The sequence below is a fragment of the Klebsiella sp. P1927 genome, assembly GCF_018204675.1.
GTDB classification, from domain to species: domain Bacteria; phylum Pseudomonadota; class Gammaproteobacteria; order Enterobacterales; family Enterobacteriaceae; genus Klebsiella; species Klebsiella pneumoniae.
Window position 1 is genome coordinate 2,827,073 of sequence record NZ_CP073377.1, and the last position, 14,823, is coordinate 2,841,895.

Genomic DNA, 14,823 nt, shown 5'->3' on the forward strand with positions numbered 1-14,823 from the left:
GCGGGATTTTTGAAAAGACTTAAAGCATGACTAACAAACTTAAAACGGATTCATATGCCCTACGATAGCGTTTATCTGGAAAAGCGTCCGCCCGGCGCGCTGCGCACCGTATGGCGTAAGTTCTATGGCGACACCACGGCGATGATCGGTCTGTACGGCTGCGCGGGCCTGCTGCTGCTCTGCGTCTTCGGCGGCTGGTTCGCCCCCTACGGCATCGACCAGCAGTTCCTCGGCTACCAGCTGTTGCCGCCGTCGTGGTCGCGCTATGGCGAAGTCTCCTTCTTTCTGGGAACCGATGACCTCGGCCGCGATGTGCTGAGCCGACTGCTGAGCGGCGCGGCGCCCACCGTCGGCGGCGCTTTTGTCGTCACCCTCGGCGCCACGCTGTTTGGTCTGGTGCTGGGCGTGATTGCCGGATCGACCCACGGCCTGCGCTCGGCGGTGATGAACCATATCCTCGACACCCTGCTCTCCATCCCCTCGCTGCTGCTGGCGATTATCGTCGTCGCCTTTGCCGGGCCGCATCTGAGCCATGCGATGTTCGCCGTCTGGCTGGCGCTGCTGCCGCGCATGGTGCGCTCCGTCTACAGCATGGTCCACGATGAGCTGGAGAAAGAGTACATCATCGCCGCCCGCCTCGATGGCGCCTCGACGCTGAATATTCTGCTGTTCGCCATCCTGCCCAATATCGCCTCCGGCCTGGTGACCGAGATCACTCGCGCCCTGTCGATGGCCATTCTGGATATTGCCGCGCTGGGCTTTCTTGATCTCGGCGCCCAGCTGCCTTCGCCGGAATGGGGAGCCATGCTGGGCGATGCGCTGGAGCTTATCTATGTGGCGCCGTGGACCGTGATGCTCCCCGGGGCGGCGATTATGCTCAGCGTACTGCTGGTCAACCTGCTGGGCGACGGTATTCGCCGGGCGATCATTGCCGGGGTAGAATAATGCCGTTACTCGATATTCGTCACTTAACCATTGAATTTAAAACCAGCGAAGGCTGGGTAAAAGCCGTCGATCGCGTCAGCCTGACGCTGACCGAAGGCGAAATCCGCGGCCTGGTGGGGGAATCCGGCTCCGGGAAAAGCCTTATTGCCAAAGCTATCTGCGGCGTGACCAAAGACAACTGGCGGGTCACGGCCGACCGCATGCGCTTCGATGACATCGACCTGCTGCGACTGTCGAACCGCGAGCGCCGGAAGCTGATCGGCCATAACGTGTCGATGATTTTTCAGGAGCCCCAGTCGTGCCTCGATCCCTCTGAGCGCATCGGCCAGCAGCTGATTCAGAGTATCCCCGGCTGGACCTACAAGGGCCGCTGGTGGCAACGGCTGGGCTGGCGCAAGCGCCGGGCCATCGAGCTGTTGCACCGCGTCGGCATTAAAGATCACAAAGATGCCATGCGCAGCTTCCCCTATCAGCTGACCGAGGGCGAGTGCCAGAAGGTGATGATCGCCATCGCCCTGGCCAACCAGCCGCGTCTGCTGATTGCCGACGAGCCGACCAACGCCATGGAGCCGACCACCCAGGCGCAGATTATTCGCCTGCTGACGCGGCTCAACCAGAACAACAACACCACCATCTTGCTGATCAGCCATGACCTGCAAATGCTCAGCAAATGGGCGGATAAAATCAACGTCATGTACTGCGGGCAGACGGTGGAGAGTGGGCCCAGCGAAGAGCTGATCACCCTCCCACATCACCCCTACACCCAGGCGTTAATCCGCGCGATCCCGGATTTCGGTAGCGCCATGCCGCATAAAAGTCGCCTCAACACCCTGCCTGGAGCGATCCCGCTGCTGGAGCAGTTGCCTATCGGCTGTCGGCTGGGGCCGCGCTGCCCGTACGCCCAGCGCGAGTGTATCGAAACGCCGCGTCTTACCGGGGCGCGCAACCATCTGTACGCCTGTCATTTCCCGTTGAACATGGAGAAAGAGTGAAATGGTCGAAACATTGCTGGAAGTTCGCCAACTCAGTAAGACCTTTCGCTACCGCACCGGCTGGTTTCACCGTCAGACGGTTGAGGCGGTTAAGCCACTGAGTTTTACCCTGCGCGAACGGCAGACGCTGGCGATTATCGGCGAGAACGGCTCCGGGAAATCGACCCTCGCGAAGATGCTGGCGGGCATGGTGGAACCCACCAGCGGCGAACTGCTGATTGACGATCATCCGCTGACTTTTGGGGATTACTCCTACCGCAGCCAGAAGATTCGCATGATCTTTCAGGATCCGTCGACCTCGCTAAACCCGCGCCAGCGCATCTCGCAGATCCTCGATTTTCCGCTGCGACTGAATACCGATCTCGACGCCGAGGCGCGGCAGAAGCAGATAATCGACACCCTGCGCATGGTCGGTCTGCTGCCGGACCACGTCAGCTACTACCCCCATATGCTGGCGCCCGGTCAGAAGCAGCGTCTCGGCCTCGCCAGGGCGCTGATCCTGCGCCCGAAGGTTATCGTCTGCGATGAGGCGCTGGCCTCGCTGGATATGTCGATGCGCTCCCAGCTTATCAACCTGATGCTGGAGCTGCAGGAGAAACAGGGCATCTCTTATATCTATGTCACTCAGCACCTGGGAATGATGAAACACATCAGCGATCAGGTGCTGGTGATGCATAACGGCGAAGTGGTCGAGCGCGGCAGCACTGCCGATGTGCTGGCCTCGCCGCTGCACGACCTGACCCGGCGCCTGATCGCCGGCCACTTCGGTGAAGCCCTCACCGCCGACGCCTGGCGCAAAGACGGGAAATAGCTGGCAGGCAACGGCAGGGGCGGCCCTCACGCCGCCCTTGTCATTCAGGTGGAAGGGAAAAGACTCTGCGCCGGCAGCGACCGGCGGTCAAAGCGGCGCAGCGCGTAGTAAAGAACCCCGGTGCCAAACCAGCCTATTATCCATGAGACATCGTTACCGGCGAAGATCCACGTGAGCGAACCATGGAACAACGGGTTCTCAATGAACGGCAACTGGATAAGCACACCGACGATATACAGGGTGATCGCGTACAGGTTCCAGAACCCGTAGCGTTGCTGCGGGTCGCTTAGCGCCGGAATATCGATGGCGCCCTTCGAGATAAGATAATAATCCGTCAGACAGATGGCGCTCCACGGCACGAAGAACGCCAGCAGAAACAGAAGAAAATGCGTGAAATGCTTTAAGAAAGCGGGTTCGCTAAGCAACGCGATAATGCAGGAAGCCGTCACCATCAGCACCACGAATGCAATGCGACACTTTTGCGACAGCACGGTTTGCCGGCGGAAGGCGGAAACAATGGTGGTCAGCGACATAAAGCTGCCGTACGCATTGAGGGTAGTGAAGGTAATTTTACCAAAACAGATGGCGAAATAGATAACCATGGCCATCGCCTGACTCTTACCTAATCCCACCAGATAGCTCACCTCGTGACCAGGGAACGCGCTGCCGGCAATGGCCGCTGTCAGAACCCCGAGCGTCATCGACGTTTGGGTGCCCAATACGGTGCCGAAAAACACTGAGCACCACGTTTTCGTGGCGGAAACATCGCGTGGCAGGTAGCGCGAATAGTCGGATACATAGGGGCAAAAAGCGATCTGCCACGATGAGGAGAGCGATACGGCTAATAAAAACGTCGGCAGCGAAAAATGGTTATTGTGCGCGAGCGCACTGAGATCGGCCGAAAGTAGCAGCGTGATGAACATATAAACGAAGGCGAGAATTCCGACGATACTCGCCAGTTTGCCCAGCTTGTGGATCACCTTATAACCGAGGACGGCGATAACGATAATAATCGCACTGAATATCAGCATCCCGGCTACGTGGCTGATATTCAGTAGTTTGGCCATTGCCTGCCCGGCCAATACGGTGCCGCTGGCAGAAAAACCGATATACATGACGCAAACCAGCACCAGCGGCACCACCGCGCCAAAAACCCCAAACTGGGCGCGGCTAAGGATCATTTGCGGAAGTCCCAGTCGCGGTCCCTGCAGCGCATGCAGAGACATCACCGCCGCCCCCAGCATCTGACCGACCAGAAGCCCGACCAGAGACCACACTACATCGCCGCCCAGCACAACGGCTAAAGCGCCAGTGACAATCGCCGTAATTTGCAGATTGCCGCCAAACCAAAGGGTGAACTGGCTAAAAGGGTGTCCATGCCGTTCGCTTTCCGGGATGTAATCAATCGACCGCCTTTCACTCATTCCAGCATAATTGCTCTTTGACTGCCCGTCTGTAGACGAAAACGAAGACATAGGTTCCTCACTCAAGTTATTAATATCACCTCACTCAATCGTTCTTGTATATACAAGCATTGACAACTCACCGCCTTGCATGCACTCTCATTTTGTGACGAATATGTAAAATATTTGTATTGCAGAAAGTTACTAAACTAGCTCAAGGCGGTGCTTATTGTTGACGCCGGAAGCGATTAACTAAGGTATGCTGCCCATGATGGTCCCTTTTCAACTTTCGACGCTCCCCGTCACGCCGTGGAAAAACGGCGGCGGAGAGACGCGCGAAATCATCTGCGTACCCGCTCCAGATGCCCCTTTTCTCTGGCGAGCGAGTATTGCCACCCTGCAGGCGGATGGCCCTTTCTCCCCCTTTCCTGGCGTCGACCGGGTCATTACTCTGCTGGCGGGGCAGCCGCTACGGCTGTGTGGCGAGAATATCGACCAACCGCTGGCGCTCTGGCAGCCGTGGGCTTTCCCCGGCGAATGGGCGCTGTCCAGCGTCGGGATCGTTGCGCCAGGGCTGGACTTCAATATCATGACTCAGCGCGGGCGCGCGTCGGCGACAGTTCAGGTCGTTAGCGACCTGCAATGCCCTGCCAGCGAGGGGGTCGCTTATGTTCTACAAGGCGAGTGGGATCTGGCCGGGCGGCGCTGCGCGGCCGGCAGCGGCCTCTGCTGGCGCGGTGGATCCCCGCGGAATCTGCGTCCCGTGGGCAGCAATGGACGCCTGCTGCTGGCGGAGATCGCGCTCAAATAATCGTCAGGAGAGATGATATACTGCAGCTATCGCGATGTACTTTTGCCCCGCGCGGCGCGGACCGGCTGAAAAATATCGTGACACAAGGGGTCGTCAGTGGGATATAATTCCCGGCTAAATTTGAGTTATTTTGAAATAACAATGTTAACGTTATGATTGTTAAAGTAAAAATAAGCAATAACGATAAGGATTAAAGCTATGGGTTTTCTTTCCGGTAAGCGCATTTTGATCACTGGCGTCGCCAGCAAACTGTCCATCGCCTACGGCATCGCGCAGGCAATGCACCGCGAAGGCGCGGAACTGGCATTCACCTATCAGAATGAGAAACTGAAAGGTCGCGTAGAAGAGTTTGCTGCCGCGCTGGGTTCTGACATTGTGCTGCCGTGCGACGTTGCTGAAGATGAGAGCATCACCGCGCTGTTCACCGAGCTGGAAAAAGTCTGGCCAAAATTCGATGGTTTCGTCCACTCAATCGGTTTTGCCCCGGCTGACCAGTTAGACGGCGACTACGTTGACGTTGTCACTCGCGACGGCTTTAAAATCGCGCACGACATCAGCGCTTACAGCTTCGTGGCAATGGCCAAAGCCTGCCGCGGCATGCTGAACCCGGGTTCGGCTCTGCTGACGCTCTCCTACCTGGGCGCAGAGCGCGCGATCCCGAACTATAACGTGATGGGTCTGGCCAAAGCCTCTCTGGAAGCTAACGTCCGCTATATGGCTAACGCCATGGGTCCGGAAGGCGTTCGCGTCAATGCCATCTCTGCCGGTCCTATCCGTACGCTGGCCGCGTCCGGTATTAAAGATTTCCGTAAAATGCTGGCGCACTGCGAAGCGGTCACCCCGATCCGTCGCACCGTCACCATTGAAGATGTGGGTAACAGCGCAGCCTTCCTGTGCTCCAACCTGTCTGCGGGGATCTCCGGTGAAGTCGTTCACGTTGACGGCGGGTTCAATATCGCCGCCATGAACGAGCTGGAACTGAAATAAGTTCCTTCCCCTCCTCGCCCCGGTGAGGAGGGTTCTTCCCTCCCCCACGCCTTACGCCCCACCTGTTATTCCAATCGGCTATTTGTTAGCACGTATCAATATTTTCTCCTGCTTCCGGGTTACGCCAGGATAGTTCTGCATAAACGATCCGCGGAACGGCGGTTCGCCACATACCGAACAAGGAAAGCCCATGGAGCCACGCCGCGTGAATGGCAAAAATCACTGGTATCACGAAACCCAGTCAACAATCTGCCCGGTGGATGTCCTGCCGCTCGTCCCTGAAGCCGCCCATGTTGAAGACCGCTTTTTGCTGGACCTGACGCTGCCGGCCGCCTGGCTACGTGCCCACGCTGACTGGCTACACCCCGCACGCCAGCTGGCCGAACTGCTGTTTCCCGACCAGGTGGCGGTGAGTCGCCTGCAGACCTTTACCGCTTACGATCGACTCAGCACCGCGCTCACCGTCGCCCAGGTCTACGGCGTCCAGCGGCTGTGTAACCACTACGCCGCCCGCCTTGCTCCCCTGCCAGGCCCCGATTCCTCGCGCGAGAGCAACCGTCGTCTGGCGCAAATCACGCAATATGCTCGTCAGCTTGCCGGTTCGCCCTCGGTTATTAACGCTCTCTCCCGTAGCCAGCTGGACGAAGTGGGCTTAACCAGTCGGGACATTATTCTGTTCAACCAGATTATCGGATTCGTCGGCTTCCAGGCGCGGGCGATTGCCGTCCTGCAGGCGGCCCAGGGCTTTCCGGTGCGCTGGATCCCCGGTATGCCCCAGCAAGAGGAGGCACCCGCGGAACTGTTCGCCCCGCCGCCGGGAGCATGGCAGGCAGACATTGCGGATCCCGACCTGCAGTATGCCGATGATGAGCGTCAGCGGCGCATCGCCGGCTGGCAGTCGCTGCCCGGTCTGGGCGAGCTGGCGCCGCTGCTGGCCTGCGACCCACAGTTATTCGCGCCTCTGGAGACCTTGATCCGCCAGCTCAGCACGGATGATACCTTTGGCCCGCAGGTCGCCTTACTCACGGCGCGCACCAATGGCAGCCCCACCTGTTTTGACGCCTGGCTCCCCCACTGGCAGGGTGAAGAGGAGTTCGCCAGCCATCTGCGGGAGGGCGACCAGGCCCTCCATCACTGGCTCCAGCAGCATCCTCAGGCCCGGTCTCTCGTGACCGCGGTGCAGCTGTTAACCCGCTCGCCTGACCGGTTTAGCGCCGCCCAGTTAACGCCCCTCGCGGAATATCGACTCTCTGAGCAACAAGCAATCGATCTGTTGATCTGGAGCGGGCTGTGCGGATGGATGAATCGTCTGAAAATCGCCCTCGGCAATGTGCGTCAGCAGACGTAAATTGCTGAAACAGCGCTTGCTGCGGCAGGCATATTCGCGTAAAAATGTCAGCCGCTCTTTTAGCCACGAAAATACCTAATTATGTTTCAGGATAACCCGCTGCTAGCGCAGCTTAAACAGCAACTGCATTCCCAGACGCCGCGCGCGGAAGGGGTCGTTAAGGGCACGGAAAAGGGCTTTGGCTTCCTCGAAGTGGACGCTCAGAAGAGCTACTTCATTCCGCCGCCGCAGATGAAAAAAGTGATGCATGGCGACCGTATCGTCGCGGTGATCCATTCTGAAAAAGAACGCGAAAGCGCCGAGCCGGAATCGCTGGTTGAGCCCTTCCTGACTCGTTTTGTCGGTAAAGTCCAGAAGAAAGACGATCGCCTCGCTATCGTTCCTGACCATCCGCTGCTGAAAGACGCCATTCCCTGCCGCGCCGCCCGCGGCGTTGAGCACGATTTTAAACAGGGTGACTGGGCCGTCGCCGAGATGCGCCGTCATCCATTAAAAGGCGACCGCGGATTTTACGCGGAGTTGACCCAGTTCATCACTTTTAGCGACGACCACTTCGTCCCATGGTGGGTAACCCTGGCGCGCCATAATCTTGAGAAAGAGGCACCGGACGGCGTCGCCACCGAGATGCTCGACGAGGGGCTGACGCGCCGCGACCTAACCGCCCTCGACTTCGTCACCATTGACAGCGCCAGCACCGAAGATATGGACGATGCGTTGTATGCCGAATCCACTGCTGATGGCAAACTGCTGCTGACGGTCGCCATTGCCGACCCGACCGCCTGGATTGCCGAAGGCAGCAAGCTGGATAACGCCGCAAAAGTGCGCGCCTTTACCAACTATCTGCCAGGCTTCAACATTCCAATGCTGCCGCGCGAGCTGTCGGACGACCTCTGCTCCCTGCGCGCTAACGAAGTGCGCCCGGTGCTGGCCTGCCGGATGACCCTGGCGGCCGATGGCACCATCGAAGACAATATCGAGTTCTTTGCCGCCACCATCGAATCGAAAGCCAAGCTGGCCTATGACGACGTCTCTGACTGGCTGGAAGGCCGCGGCAGCTGGCAGCCGGACAGCGAGGCGATCGCGCAGCAAATTACGCTGCTGAAGGACGTGTGCCAGCGTCGTAGCGAATGGCGTCAGACCCATGCGCTGGTGTTCAAAGACCGTCCGGACTACCGTTTTGTTCTCGGCGAAAAAGGCGAAGTGCTGGATATCGTCGCGGAACCGCGTCGCATTGCCAACCGCATTGTCGAAGAGTCGATGATCGCCGCCAACATCTGTGCCGCCCGCGTTCTGCGCGACAAGCTCGGCTTCGGCGTTTATAACGTTCATACCGGTTTCGACCCGGCGAATACCGAGCAGTTGGCCGCCCTGCTGAAAACCCATGATGTGCACGTCGACCCGACGGAAGTGCTCACCCTGGAAGGGTTCTGCAAGCTGCGCCGGGAACTGGACGCTCAGCCGACCGGTTTCCTCGACAGCCGCATTCGCCGCTTCCAGTCGTTTGCGGAAATCAGCACCGAGCCGGGCCCGCACTTTGGTCTTGGGCTTGAAGCCTATGCCACCTGGACCTCGCCGATCCGTAAGTATGGCGACATGATCAACCACCGTCTGCTGAAAGCCATCATTAAAGGCGAGACCATTGCGCGTCCCCAGGATGAAGCCACCGTGCAGATGGCGGAGCGCCGTCGTCTCAACCGGATGGCCGAGCGCGACGTCGCCGACTGGCTGTACGCCCGTTTCCTCAACGATAAAGCCGGGACCGATACCCGCTTCGCGGCGGAGATCATCGACGTCAGCCGCGGCGGGATGCGCGTGCGTCTGGTGGACAATGGCGCGGTCGCCTTTATTCCGGCCCCGTTCCTCCACGCCGTGCGCGACGAACTGGTGTGCAGTCAGGAGAACGGTACCGTGCAGATCAAAGGTGAAGTAGTCTATAAAGTGACTGACGTTATCGATGTCACTATCGCTGAAGTTCGCATGGAAACCCGCAGCATTATTGCGCGTCCGGCGGTCTGACGCCCCTTCACAGCGGTTCCTGCGGGAACCGCTGCTTCTTTCCTCTCTATCCAGCCATTTCCGTCGCACCGATTAAGGTTGTGCGTTTTTTTCGCTTCTCTTTTTCATTCATTTTTAGCATCATTGATTTCATTCGTTTTTGTTACCAGGATAATGCCATGTCAGATGTGAATGCCCACCTGCTCGCTCAACGTATCGATACCGTGCTGGATATTCTGGTTGCCGGTGATTACCATTCTGCGATCCATAATCTGGAGATCCTCAAAGCGGAGCTGCTGGCGCTGGCGGCGGACGATGCTGAACAACAAAACCAACCCAAGGCGCCCTGGGAAATCTGAATATCAGCCATGCCGCAGCCGGCCATATGGACCGGTTGCTCGCCATATAGCCCCCTAACAGTGATGTTGCTATGAACGCCCGACAACAAAGTATTTTGCAAGTGGTCATCGATAAAGGCCGCATGAGCGTCGCCGATCTGGCGAAGATGACCGGTGTCTCTGAGGTTACTATTCGTCAGGATTTGAATTTGCTGGAAAAGCAGAGCTATTTGCGCCGTACTCATGGCTATGCCGTACCGCTGGACAGCGAAGATGTCGAAACCCGCATGATGACCCATTTCGCCATTAAGCGTGAGCTGGCCAGCCGGGCTGCGGCGCTAGTGAATACCGGTGAAACGGTATTTATCGAAAACGGCAGCAGCAATGCCCTGCTGGCGCGTACGCTGGCCGAGCGCGGCGATATCACCATCATTACCGTCAGCAGCTATATCGCCCATCTGCTGAAAGAGACCCCAGGAGAGGTGATCCTGCTGGGCGGAATTTATCAGAAACGCAGTGAGAGTATGGTCGGTCCGCTAACCCGTCAGTTCATCCAGCAGGTGCATTTCAGCAAAGCCTTCATCGGGATCGACGGTTGGCAGGCGGAAACCGGCTTTACCGGCCGCGATATGATGCGTGCGGACGTGGTGAACGCCGTGCTGGAGAAGCATTGTGAGGCAATTATTCTTAGCGACAGTTCAAAATTCAGCGCGGTACATCCCTATCCGCTCGGTCCCGCCGGCCGCTTTAATCGCGTTATTACCGACGATCGCTTACCGGACGCCTGTCGCGAACAATTGCTCCGCAGCGGCCTGACCGTCGATATCGTGCCCTACATCTGATCCTCCGCCGCCCCATCTTCTGCCAAAGCGCCGGAAGGGGCGCTTTATCGCTCTGAGAGTATTCCGAGCCGCTAATTAAGACTTTTTACCTGACGATAAATTTTAAAAAAAGTAAAATTATTATTAGCGATATAACAGGAAGTGACTATCACCTGCGTGATTTTCGTGACACCTGCGCACCTTAACTTCATGGAATTGCCCTAAAGCTGCTTTATCAGGCTATGCTTAAAGGAGCGCTGTAATCCATGAATAGATTATTCAGGAGAAAAAAAATGATGACTTCAACGAGCAAAAAAATGGCTGCTGTCGTTCTGGCTGTCACTGTAGCAATGTCTCTGAGCGCTTGCTCTAACATGTCTAAACGCGATCGTAACACGGCTATCGGCGCTGGCGCCGGCGCTATCGGTGGTGCGGTGTTAACTGACGGTAGCGCGCTCGGTACCCTGGGTGGCGCAGCAGTCGGTGGTATTATTGGTCACCAGGTCGGCAAATAATTTAATTATCTGACGAAATAAAAGAATAATTCACACGAATTGACTTACGCACGTTAAATCATTCAAGGCCGCGGCATTTACCGCGGCCTTGTTATTTCAACCAGACCATTGGAGCAGAGGGAAAATAGCGATCAGCCACCGGCTAACTTGACCTTCATCCCTTTCGCCTCAAGCAGCGACTTGAGTAGATCCCGCTTATCGCCCTGGATCTCGATCACGCCATCTTTCACCGCGCCGCCGCAGCCGCACTTCTTTTTCAACTCTGCCGCCAGAGCGGTTAGCGCAGCATCGTCGGCATCAATCCCGCTAATCAGACAGACGCCTTTGCCCTTGCGGCCGCTGGTCTGGCGCTGAATCCGCACAATGCCGTCGCCTTTCGGGCGCACCGGCGCCGGTTTCGCCTCGTCGATACGCCCGGTTTCGGTGGAGTAGACCAGACGGCTGTTGGAATCGCTCATTATGCCCCCTTGCGCAGAGAATCGTTGATCGCCCGCAGCGTCGCGGCTGGATCCGCCGACTGAGTAACCGGGCGACCAATCACCATATAGTCTACCCCAGCTTCCTGAGCCTGCTCAGGAGTCATAATTCGCCGCTGATCGCCAGCGTCGCTGCCCTGCGGACGAATCCCCGGGGTCACCAGCTTAAACGCCTGCCCCAGCTCATGCTTAAAGCGCACAGCCTCCTGGGCTGAACACACCACCCCATCAAGGCCGCAGCGTTGGGTCAGCGCCGCCAGCTTCGCCGCGTAGTCAGCCGGAGATAAGGTAATGCCCAGATCCTGTAGATCGCTGGACTCCATGCTGGTGAGCACCGTGACAGCGATCAGCAGCGGCGCATCTTTGCCAAACGGCAGCAGCGCTTCGCGCGCGGCGGTCATCATTCGCGCGCCGCCGGAAGCATGGACATTCACCATCCATACGCCCAGCTCAGCCGCTGCGGCCACCGCGCGGGCGGTGGTGTTGGGAATATCGTGAAACTTAAGGTCCAGGAACACCTCAAACCCACGCTGATGCAGATCGCGGACAAACTGCGGGCCCAGCAGGGTGAACATCTCTTTGCCCACCTTCAGGCGGCAGTCGCGCGGGTCGATGCGGTCGACAAATGCCAGCGCTTTATCGCGATTATCATAGTCGAGCGCAACCACAACGGGAGAGGATGTGACAGCGCGGGAAGATGGGATAGCTGTAGACGTCATGACCAGACCTTAGTGTTGATGGGCGCCGGGGTGGCGCAAAAAAGGTAAACGGGCAGCATTCTACCTGTGAAGCGAACAAAATAACAGACTGCCGTACCTGCCCTGACCGGACGATGGCGCTGCCGGGGCCGCGCCTGGAGAGGAGTGAAGCGATAAGTATGTTGTAACTAACGGAGGGCTTTTTTTTGGCTTTACTGGCCGTCGAGACCGCGAATAGGTTTAATGGTCGCCCACGAGCGGCAGGACGGACAATGCCAGTAAAGTGTATGAGCGGTAAACCCGCATTTCTGGCAGCGATAGCGTGGTTTGCTGCGCACCTGCTCACCAACCATGTTTCGCAGCACTCCAAGGCTTTCTTTCGCCCGCCCTTCTTCCGCTTCGTTGAGATGGTAGTCCATCAGCTTATGGAAGACGCGCATGGTCGGGTGGCGTTCCAGCTGCCGGGTGACGTAGTTTTGCGCCGCTTCGACGCCTTCCCGTTGCTCGAGGATCTGCGCCAGCATCAGTTCGGCGGTCGCCCCGGCGTTCTCCTCCACGCAGCGGCGCAGAAAAACTTCCCATTCATCGGTTTTGCCGAGCTGCTGGTAGCAGGTCTGCAGCATCTCCAGCGTTTCACCCACCAGCTCTTTATCCTGATCGATAACCCGCTCGAGGCTCTCCACCGCTTTGGCGTAGTCGCCCTTTTCCATCCACACCCGGCCCATCATGATCGATACCCGGGCGCTGGTGCGGTCCGCGGCGGCGCCTTTTCTCAACAACGCCATCGCTTTATCCAGATCGTTGGCTGCCATCTGCTGCAGGGCCAGTTCGCACCAGAAGTTGGCGATTTCGCCACGATGTTTCTCTTTCCCTAGCTTCACCAGCCGTTCAGCCACTTCAATAGCCGACTGCCAGTCGCTGGTCGCCTGGTAAATCTGCAGCAGTTGCTGCAGCGCGCCGAGGCGGAAATCGGTCTCATCCACCAGCTGTTTGAACATGTCTTCCGCGCGGTCATACAGTCCGGCGGCCATATAATCCCGTCCCAGCTGCTGCACCGCTAACAGGCGCTGATCGTAGGTTAACGACGCGCTTTCCATCAGGCTCTGGTGAATTCGGATCGCGCGGTCGACTTCGCCGCGCGAACGGAACAAATTACCGAGCGTCAGGTGCGCCTCAACGGTACCGGTATCCTCTTTCAGCATATCAAGGAACAGGTCGACGGCTTTATCCTGCTGGTTGCTGAGCAGGAAGTTAACCCCCGCCACGTAATCTCGCGACAGGCGGCTCGCATCGTCCTGTTTGGACTGTTGTGCACTTCTGCGCCCCATGTACCAGCCGTAAGCGGCGGCAACGGGTAAAAGCAGAAACAACAACTCCAGCATAAGAGGTTATTCCTTCACCGCAGGCACGCCTGCGTCGACAGCCGCCGGGCTGACGGGGGCAATCTGATGCTCAAGACGCTTAATTTTCCGCTCCGCGCGCGCCAGTGAGACACGCACCCGCAGCCAGAACAGGCCGCAGATCAGCCAGCCAATGGCAAAGCCCGCGGCAAACAGCACCGCCAGCAGCGTCGATATGCGGAATTCACCCTGAGCGAGTAAATAGTTGAAAGTGACCTGTTGGTCATTCTGCGCCCCCAGCGTCACTGAAATGACGAAGATTGCTAACACCAGTAAGAAAATGAGTAAATATTTCACATGACTTCCCGTTATGTGGGTTGCGCGAAAAAAGCCCGCTTTCAGCCCTATAAAGTATCATTTTCGCCGCAGCGGTGGAATGAAAAAGCATGGCAACTCTTCAGGATATGCGGTCGGATGCCGCCAAAATCAACATTATTCCGCTTCAGGCATCCGTTTTTTAATATCCTGCGCCTCTTCTCCGGGCGGCGAGAGCGGCCCACAAAGGCGCTGCGTCAGCCAGCAGGCCACCGTGACCAGCAGCCAGGAGATCAGCGTGGCGACGATGAGATCCAGCGGCCAGTGCATGCCCAGCGCCAGGCGACTGCCCATCACCGCCGTCGCCCACACCAGCAGCACCGCGATTGTGCCCCAGCGGCGACGCGGCCACAGCAGTCCCGCAGCGAGTAACGCCCAGCTGGCGGCAAACATGGTGTGACCTGACGGGAAAGCAAACCCCGTCTCCTTCTGCCAGTGTTTGCGTAAAAATGACGGAATGTCCTGCGCCTGCGCCAGCTGTTCATGCACCAGTTTAGCGCGTTCTTTACGCTTTAACGCGTAGAATTGCGTCACCGGCACCTGCCTTGTGTTTTCCAGCCAGATGACGAACGGTCTCGGCTCCTGGACCCGCGCCTTGACCCAGGATTTCGCCCCCTGTCCCGCCAGGATAGCGGCGGCAAGGATAAGGAACAGGATCAACGCCGCGCGCAGCCGAAAGCGCAGACACCAGAGGAACCAGCCGCAAAGCACGACATGAGTGATAATTCCCCACGGTTGGGTCACCGTTTCCGTCACCCACCACAGGCTTTTCAACATGGCAACCGGCAGTCCAGGCTGCCACAGCCACCCGGAAAGCCAGACCGTGAGGGGCATAACCAGCAGCAGCGCCGCCGCGAGAGCAGTTCGTCGGGCTATCAACAGCATTTTCTCTCCTTCTCCTTGTAGATGAACATCATAGCGGAAAGTAGATCGTTTGTGCGCTTTCCACACGGCTAACCGTTCGCGAT

Annotated in this window: 16 protein-coding genes; 10 read left to right on the forward strand and 6 right to left on the reverse strand. The window is 57.9% G+C overall.

Annotated elements, in window-relative coordinates:
• Positions 1-54: 54 nt before the first annotated feature.
• Genes sapC through sapF form a run of 3 tightly spaced genes read left to right on the forward strand, consistent with a single transcriptional unit; the run spans position 55 to position 2,748 of the window.
• Positions 55-945, forward strand: coding sequence for a putrescine export ABC transporter permease SapC (sapC, locus tag KB892_RS14415; RefSeq protein ID WP_004151901.1), 891 nt, complete (start codon positions 55-57; stop codon positions 943-945).
• A complete protein-coding gene (gene sapD, locus KB892_RS14420; RefSeq protein WP_004140266.1) occupies positions 945-1,937 on the forward strand; it encodes a putrescine export ABC transporter ATP-binding protein SapD in 993 nt (330 codons plus the stop codon). Before sapC ends, sapD begins: the two co-directional genes overlap by 1 nt.
• A 1-nt stretch (position 1,938) precedes the next feature.
• A complete protein-coding gene (gene sapF, locus KB892_RS14425) occupies positions 1,939-2,748 on the forward strand; it encodes a putrescine export ABC transporter ATP-binding protein SapF (protein WP_004140269.1) in 810 nt (269 codons plus the stop codon).
• A gap of 44 nt (positions 2,749-2,792) precedes the next feature.
• On the opposite strand, the gene KB892_RS14430 is transcribed toward sapF, so the two are convergent.
• The gene (locus KB892_RS14430; protein ID WP_004151902.1) at positions 2,793-4,172 is read right to left on the reverse strand and encodes a purine-cytosine permease family protein; all 1,380 of its coding nucleotides are present in this window, start codon (positions 4,170-4,172) and stop codon (positions 2,793-2,795) included.
• A gap of 247 nt (positions 4,173-4,419) precedes the next feature.
• On the opposite strand from KB892_RS14430, the gene KB892_RS14435 reads away from it, so the two are divergent.
• The 7 genes from KB892_RS14435 to osmB all read left to right on the forward strand — a co-directional run bounded on the left by KB892_RS14435 (position 4,420) and on the right by osmB (position 10,966).
• Entirely contained in the window at positions 4,420-4,962 is a 543-nt protein-coding gene (locus KB892_RS14435; RefSeq protein WP_004152967.1) for a HutD/Ves family protein, read from the forward strand.
• A gap of 198 nt (positions 4,963-5,160) precedes the next feature.
• Positions 5,161-5,949: an enoyl-ACP reductase FabI gene (gene fabI, locus KB892_RS14440; RefSeq protein WP_004140277.1), complete on the forward strand. Its 789-nt coding sequence runs from the start codon at positions 5,161-5,163 to the stop codon at positions 5,947-5,949.
• A gap of 190 nt (positions 5,950-6,139) precedes the next feature.
• Positions 6,140-7,297, forward strand: a complete 1,158-nt coding sequence (locus KB892_RS14445; RefSeq protein ID WP_004151905.1) for a CMD domain-containing protein — start codon at positions 6,140-6,142, stop codon at positions 7,295-7,297.
• 81 nt (positions 7,298-7,378) lie between these two features.
• Positions 7,379-9,313 (forward strand): exoribonuclease II, encoded by a 1,935-nt coding sequence (locus tag KB892_RS14450; RefSeq protein WP_002901787.1) that lies wholly within the window; start codon positions 7,379-7,381, stop codon positions 9,311-9,313.
• Positions 9,314-9,471: 158 nt separating this feature from the next.
• Entirely contained in the window at positions 9,472-9,651 is a 180-nt protein-coding gene (locus tag KB892_RS14455) for a YciZ family protein (protein ID WP_002901786.1), read from the forward strand.
• Between the two features lie 71 nt (positions 9,652-9,722).
• Positions 9,723-10,472: a DNA-binding transcriptional regulator YciT gene (locus KB892_RS14460; RefSeq protein ID WP_002901785.1), complete on the forward strand. Its 750-nt coding sequence runs from the start codon at positions 9,723-9,725 to the stop codon at positions 10,470-10,472.
• Positions 10,473-10,747: 275 nt separating this feature from the next.
• Positions 10,748-10,966: an osmotically-inducible lipoprotein OsmB gene (gene osmB, locus KB892_RS14465; protein WP_002901783.1), complete on the forward strand. Its 219-nt coding sequence runs from the start codon at positions 10,748-10,750 to the stop codon at positions 10,964-10,966.
• 131 nt (positions 10,967-11,097) lie between these two features.
• Here the strand turns inward: osmB and yciH are convergent, their stop codons facing one another.
• The 5 genes from yciH to pgpB form a co-directional block, all read right to left on the reverse strand.
• Positions 11,098-11,424, reverse strand: coding sequence for a stress response translation initiation inhibitor YciH (gene yciH, locus KB892_RS14470; RefSeq protein WP_002901782.1), 327 nt, complete (start codon positions 11,422-11,424; stop codon positions 11,098-11,100).
• On the reverse strand, positions 11,424-12,161 hold the full coding sequence (pyrF, locus tag KB892_RS14475; RefSeq protein ID WP_004151907.1) for an orotidine-5'-phosphate decarboxylase: 738 nt from the start codon (positions 12,159-12,161) through the stop codon (positions 11,424-11,426). Before pyrF ends, yciH begins: the two co-directional genes overlap by 1 nt.
• A gap of 191 nt (positions 12,162-12,352) precedes the next feature.
• On the reverse strand, positions 12,353-13,522 hold the full coding sequence (gene lapB / locus KB892_RS14480) for a lipopolysaccharide assembly protein LapB (RefSeq protein ID WP_002901781.1): 1,170 nt from the start codon (positions 13,520-13,522) through the stop codon (positions 12,353-12,355).
• A 6-nt stretch (positions 13,523-13,528) separates the two neighbouring features.
• Positions 13,529-13,837: a LapA family protein gene (locus tag KB892_RS14485; protein ID WP_002901780.1), complete on the reverse strand. Its 309-nt coding sequence runs from the start codon at positions 13,835-13,837 to the stop codon at positions 13,529-13,531.
• A 135-nt stretch (positions 13,838-13,972) separates the two neighbouring features.
• Positions 13,973-14,740 (reverse strand): phosphatidylglycerophosphatase B, encoded by a 768-nt coding sequence (pgpB, locus tag KB892_RS14490; protein WP_002901779.1) that lies wholly within the window; start codon positions 14,738-14,740, stop codon positions 13,973-13,975.
• Between the last annotated feature and the right edge of the window lie 83 nt (positions 14,741-14,823).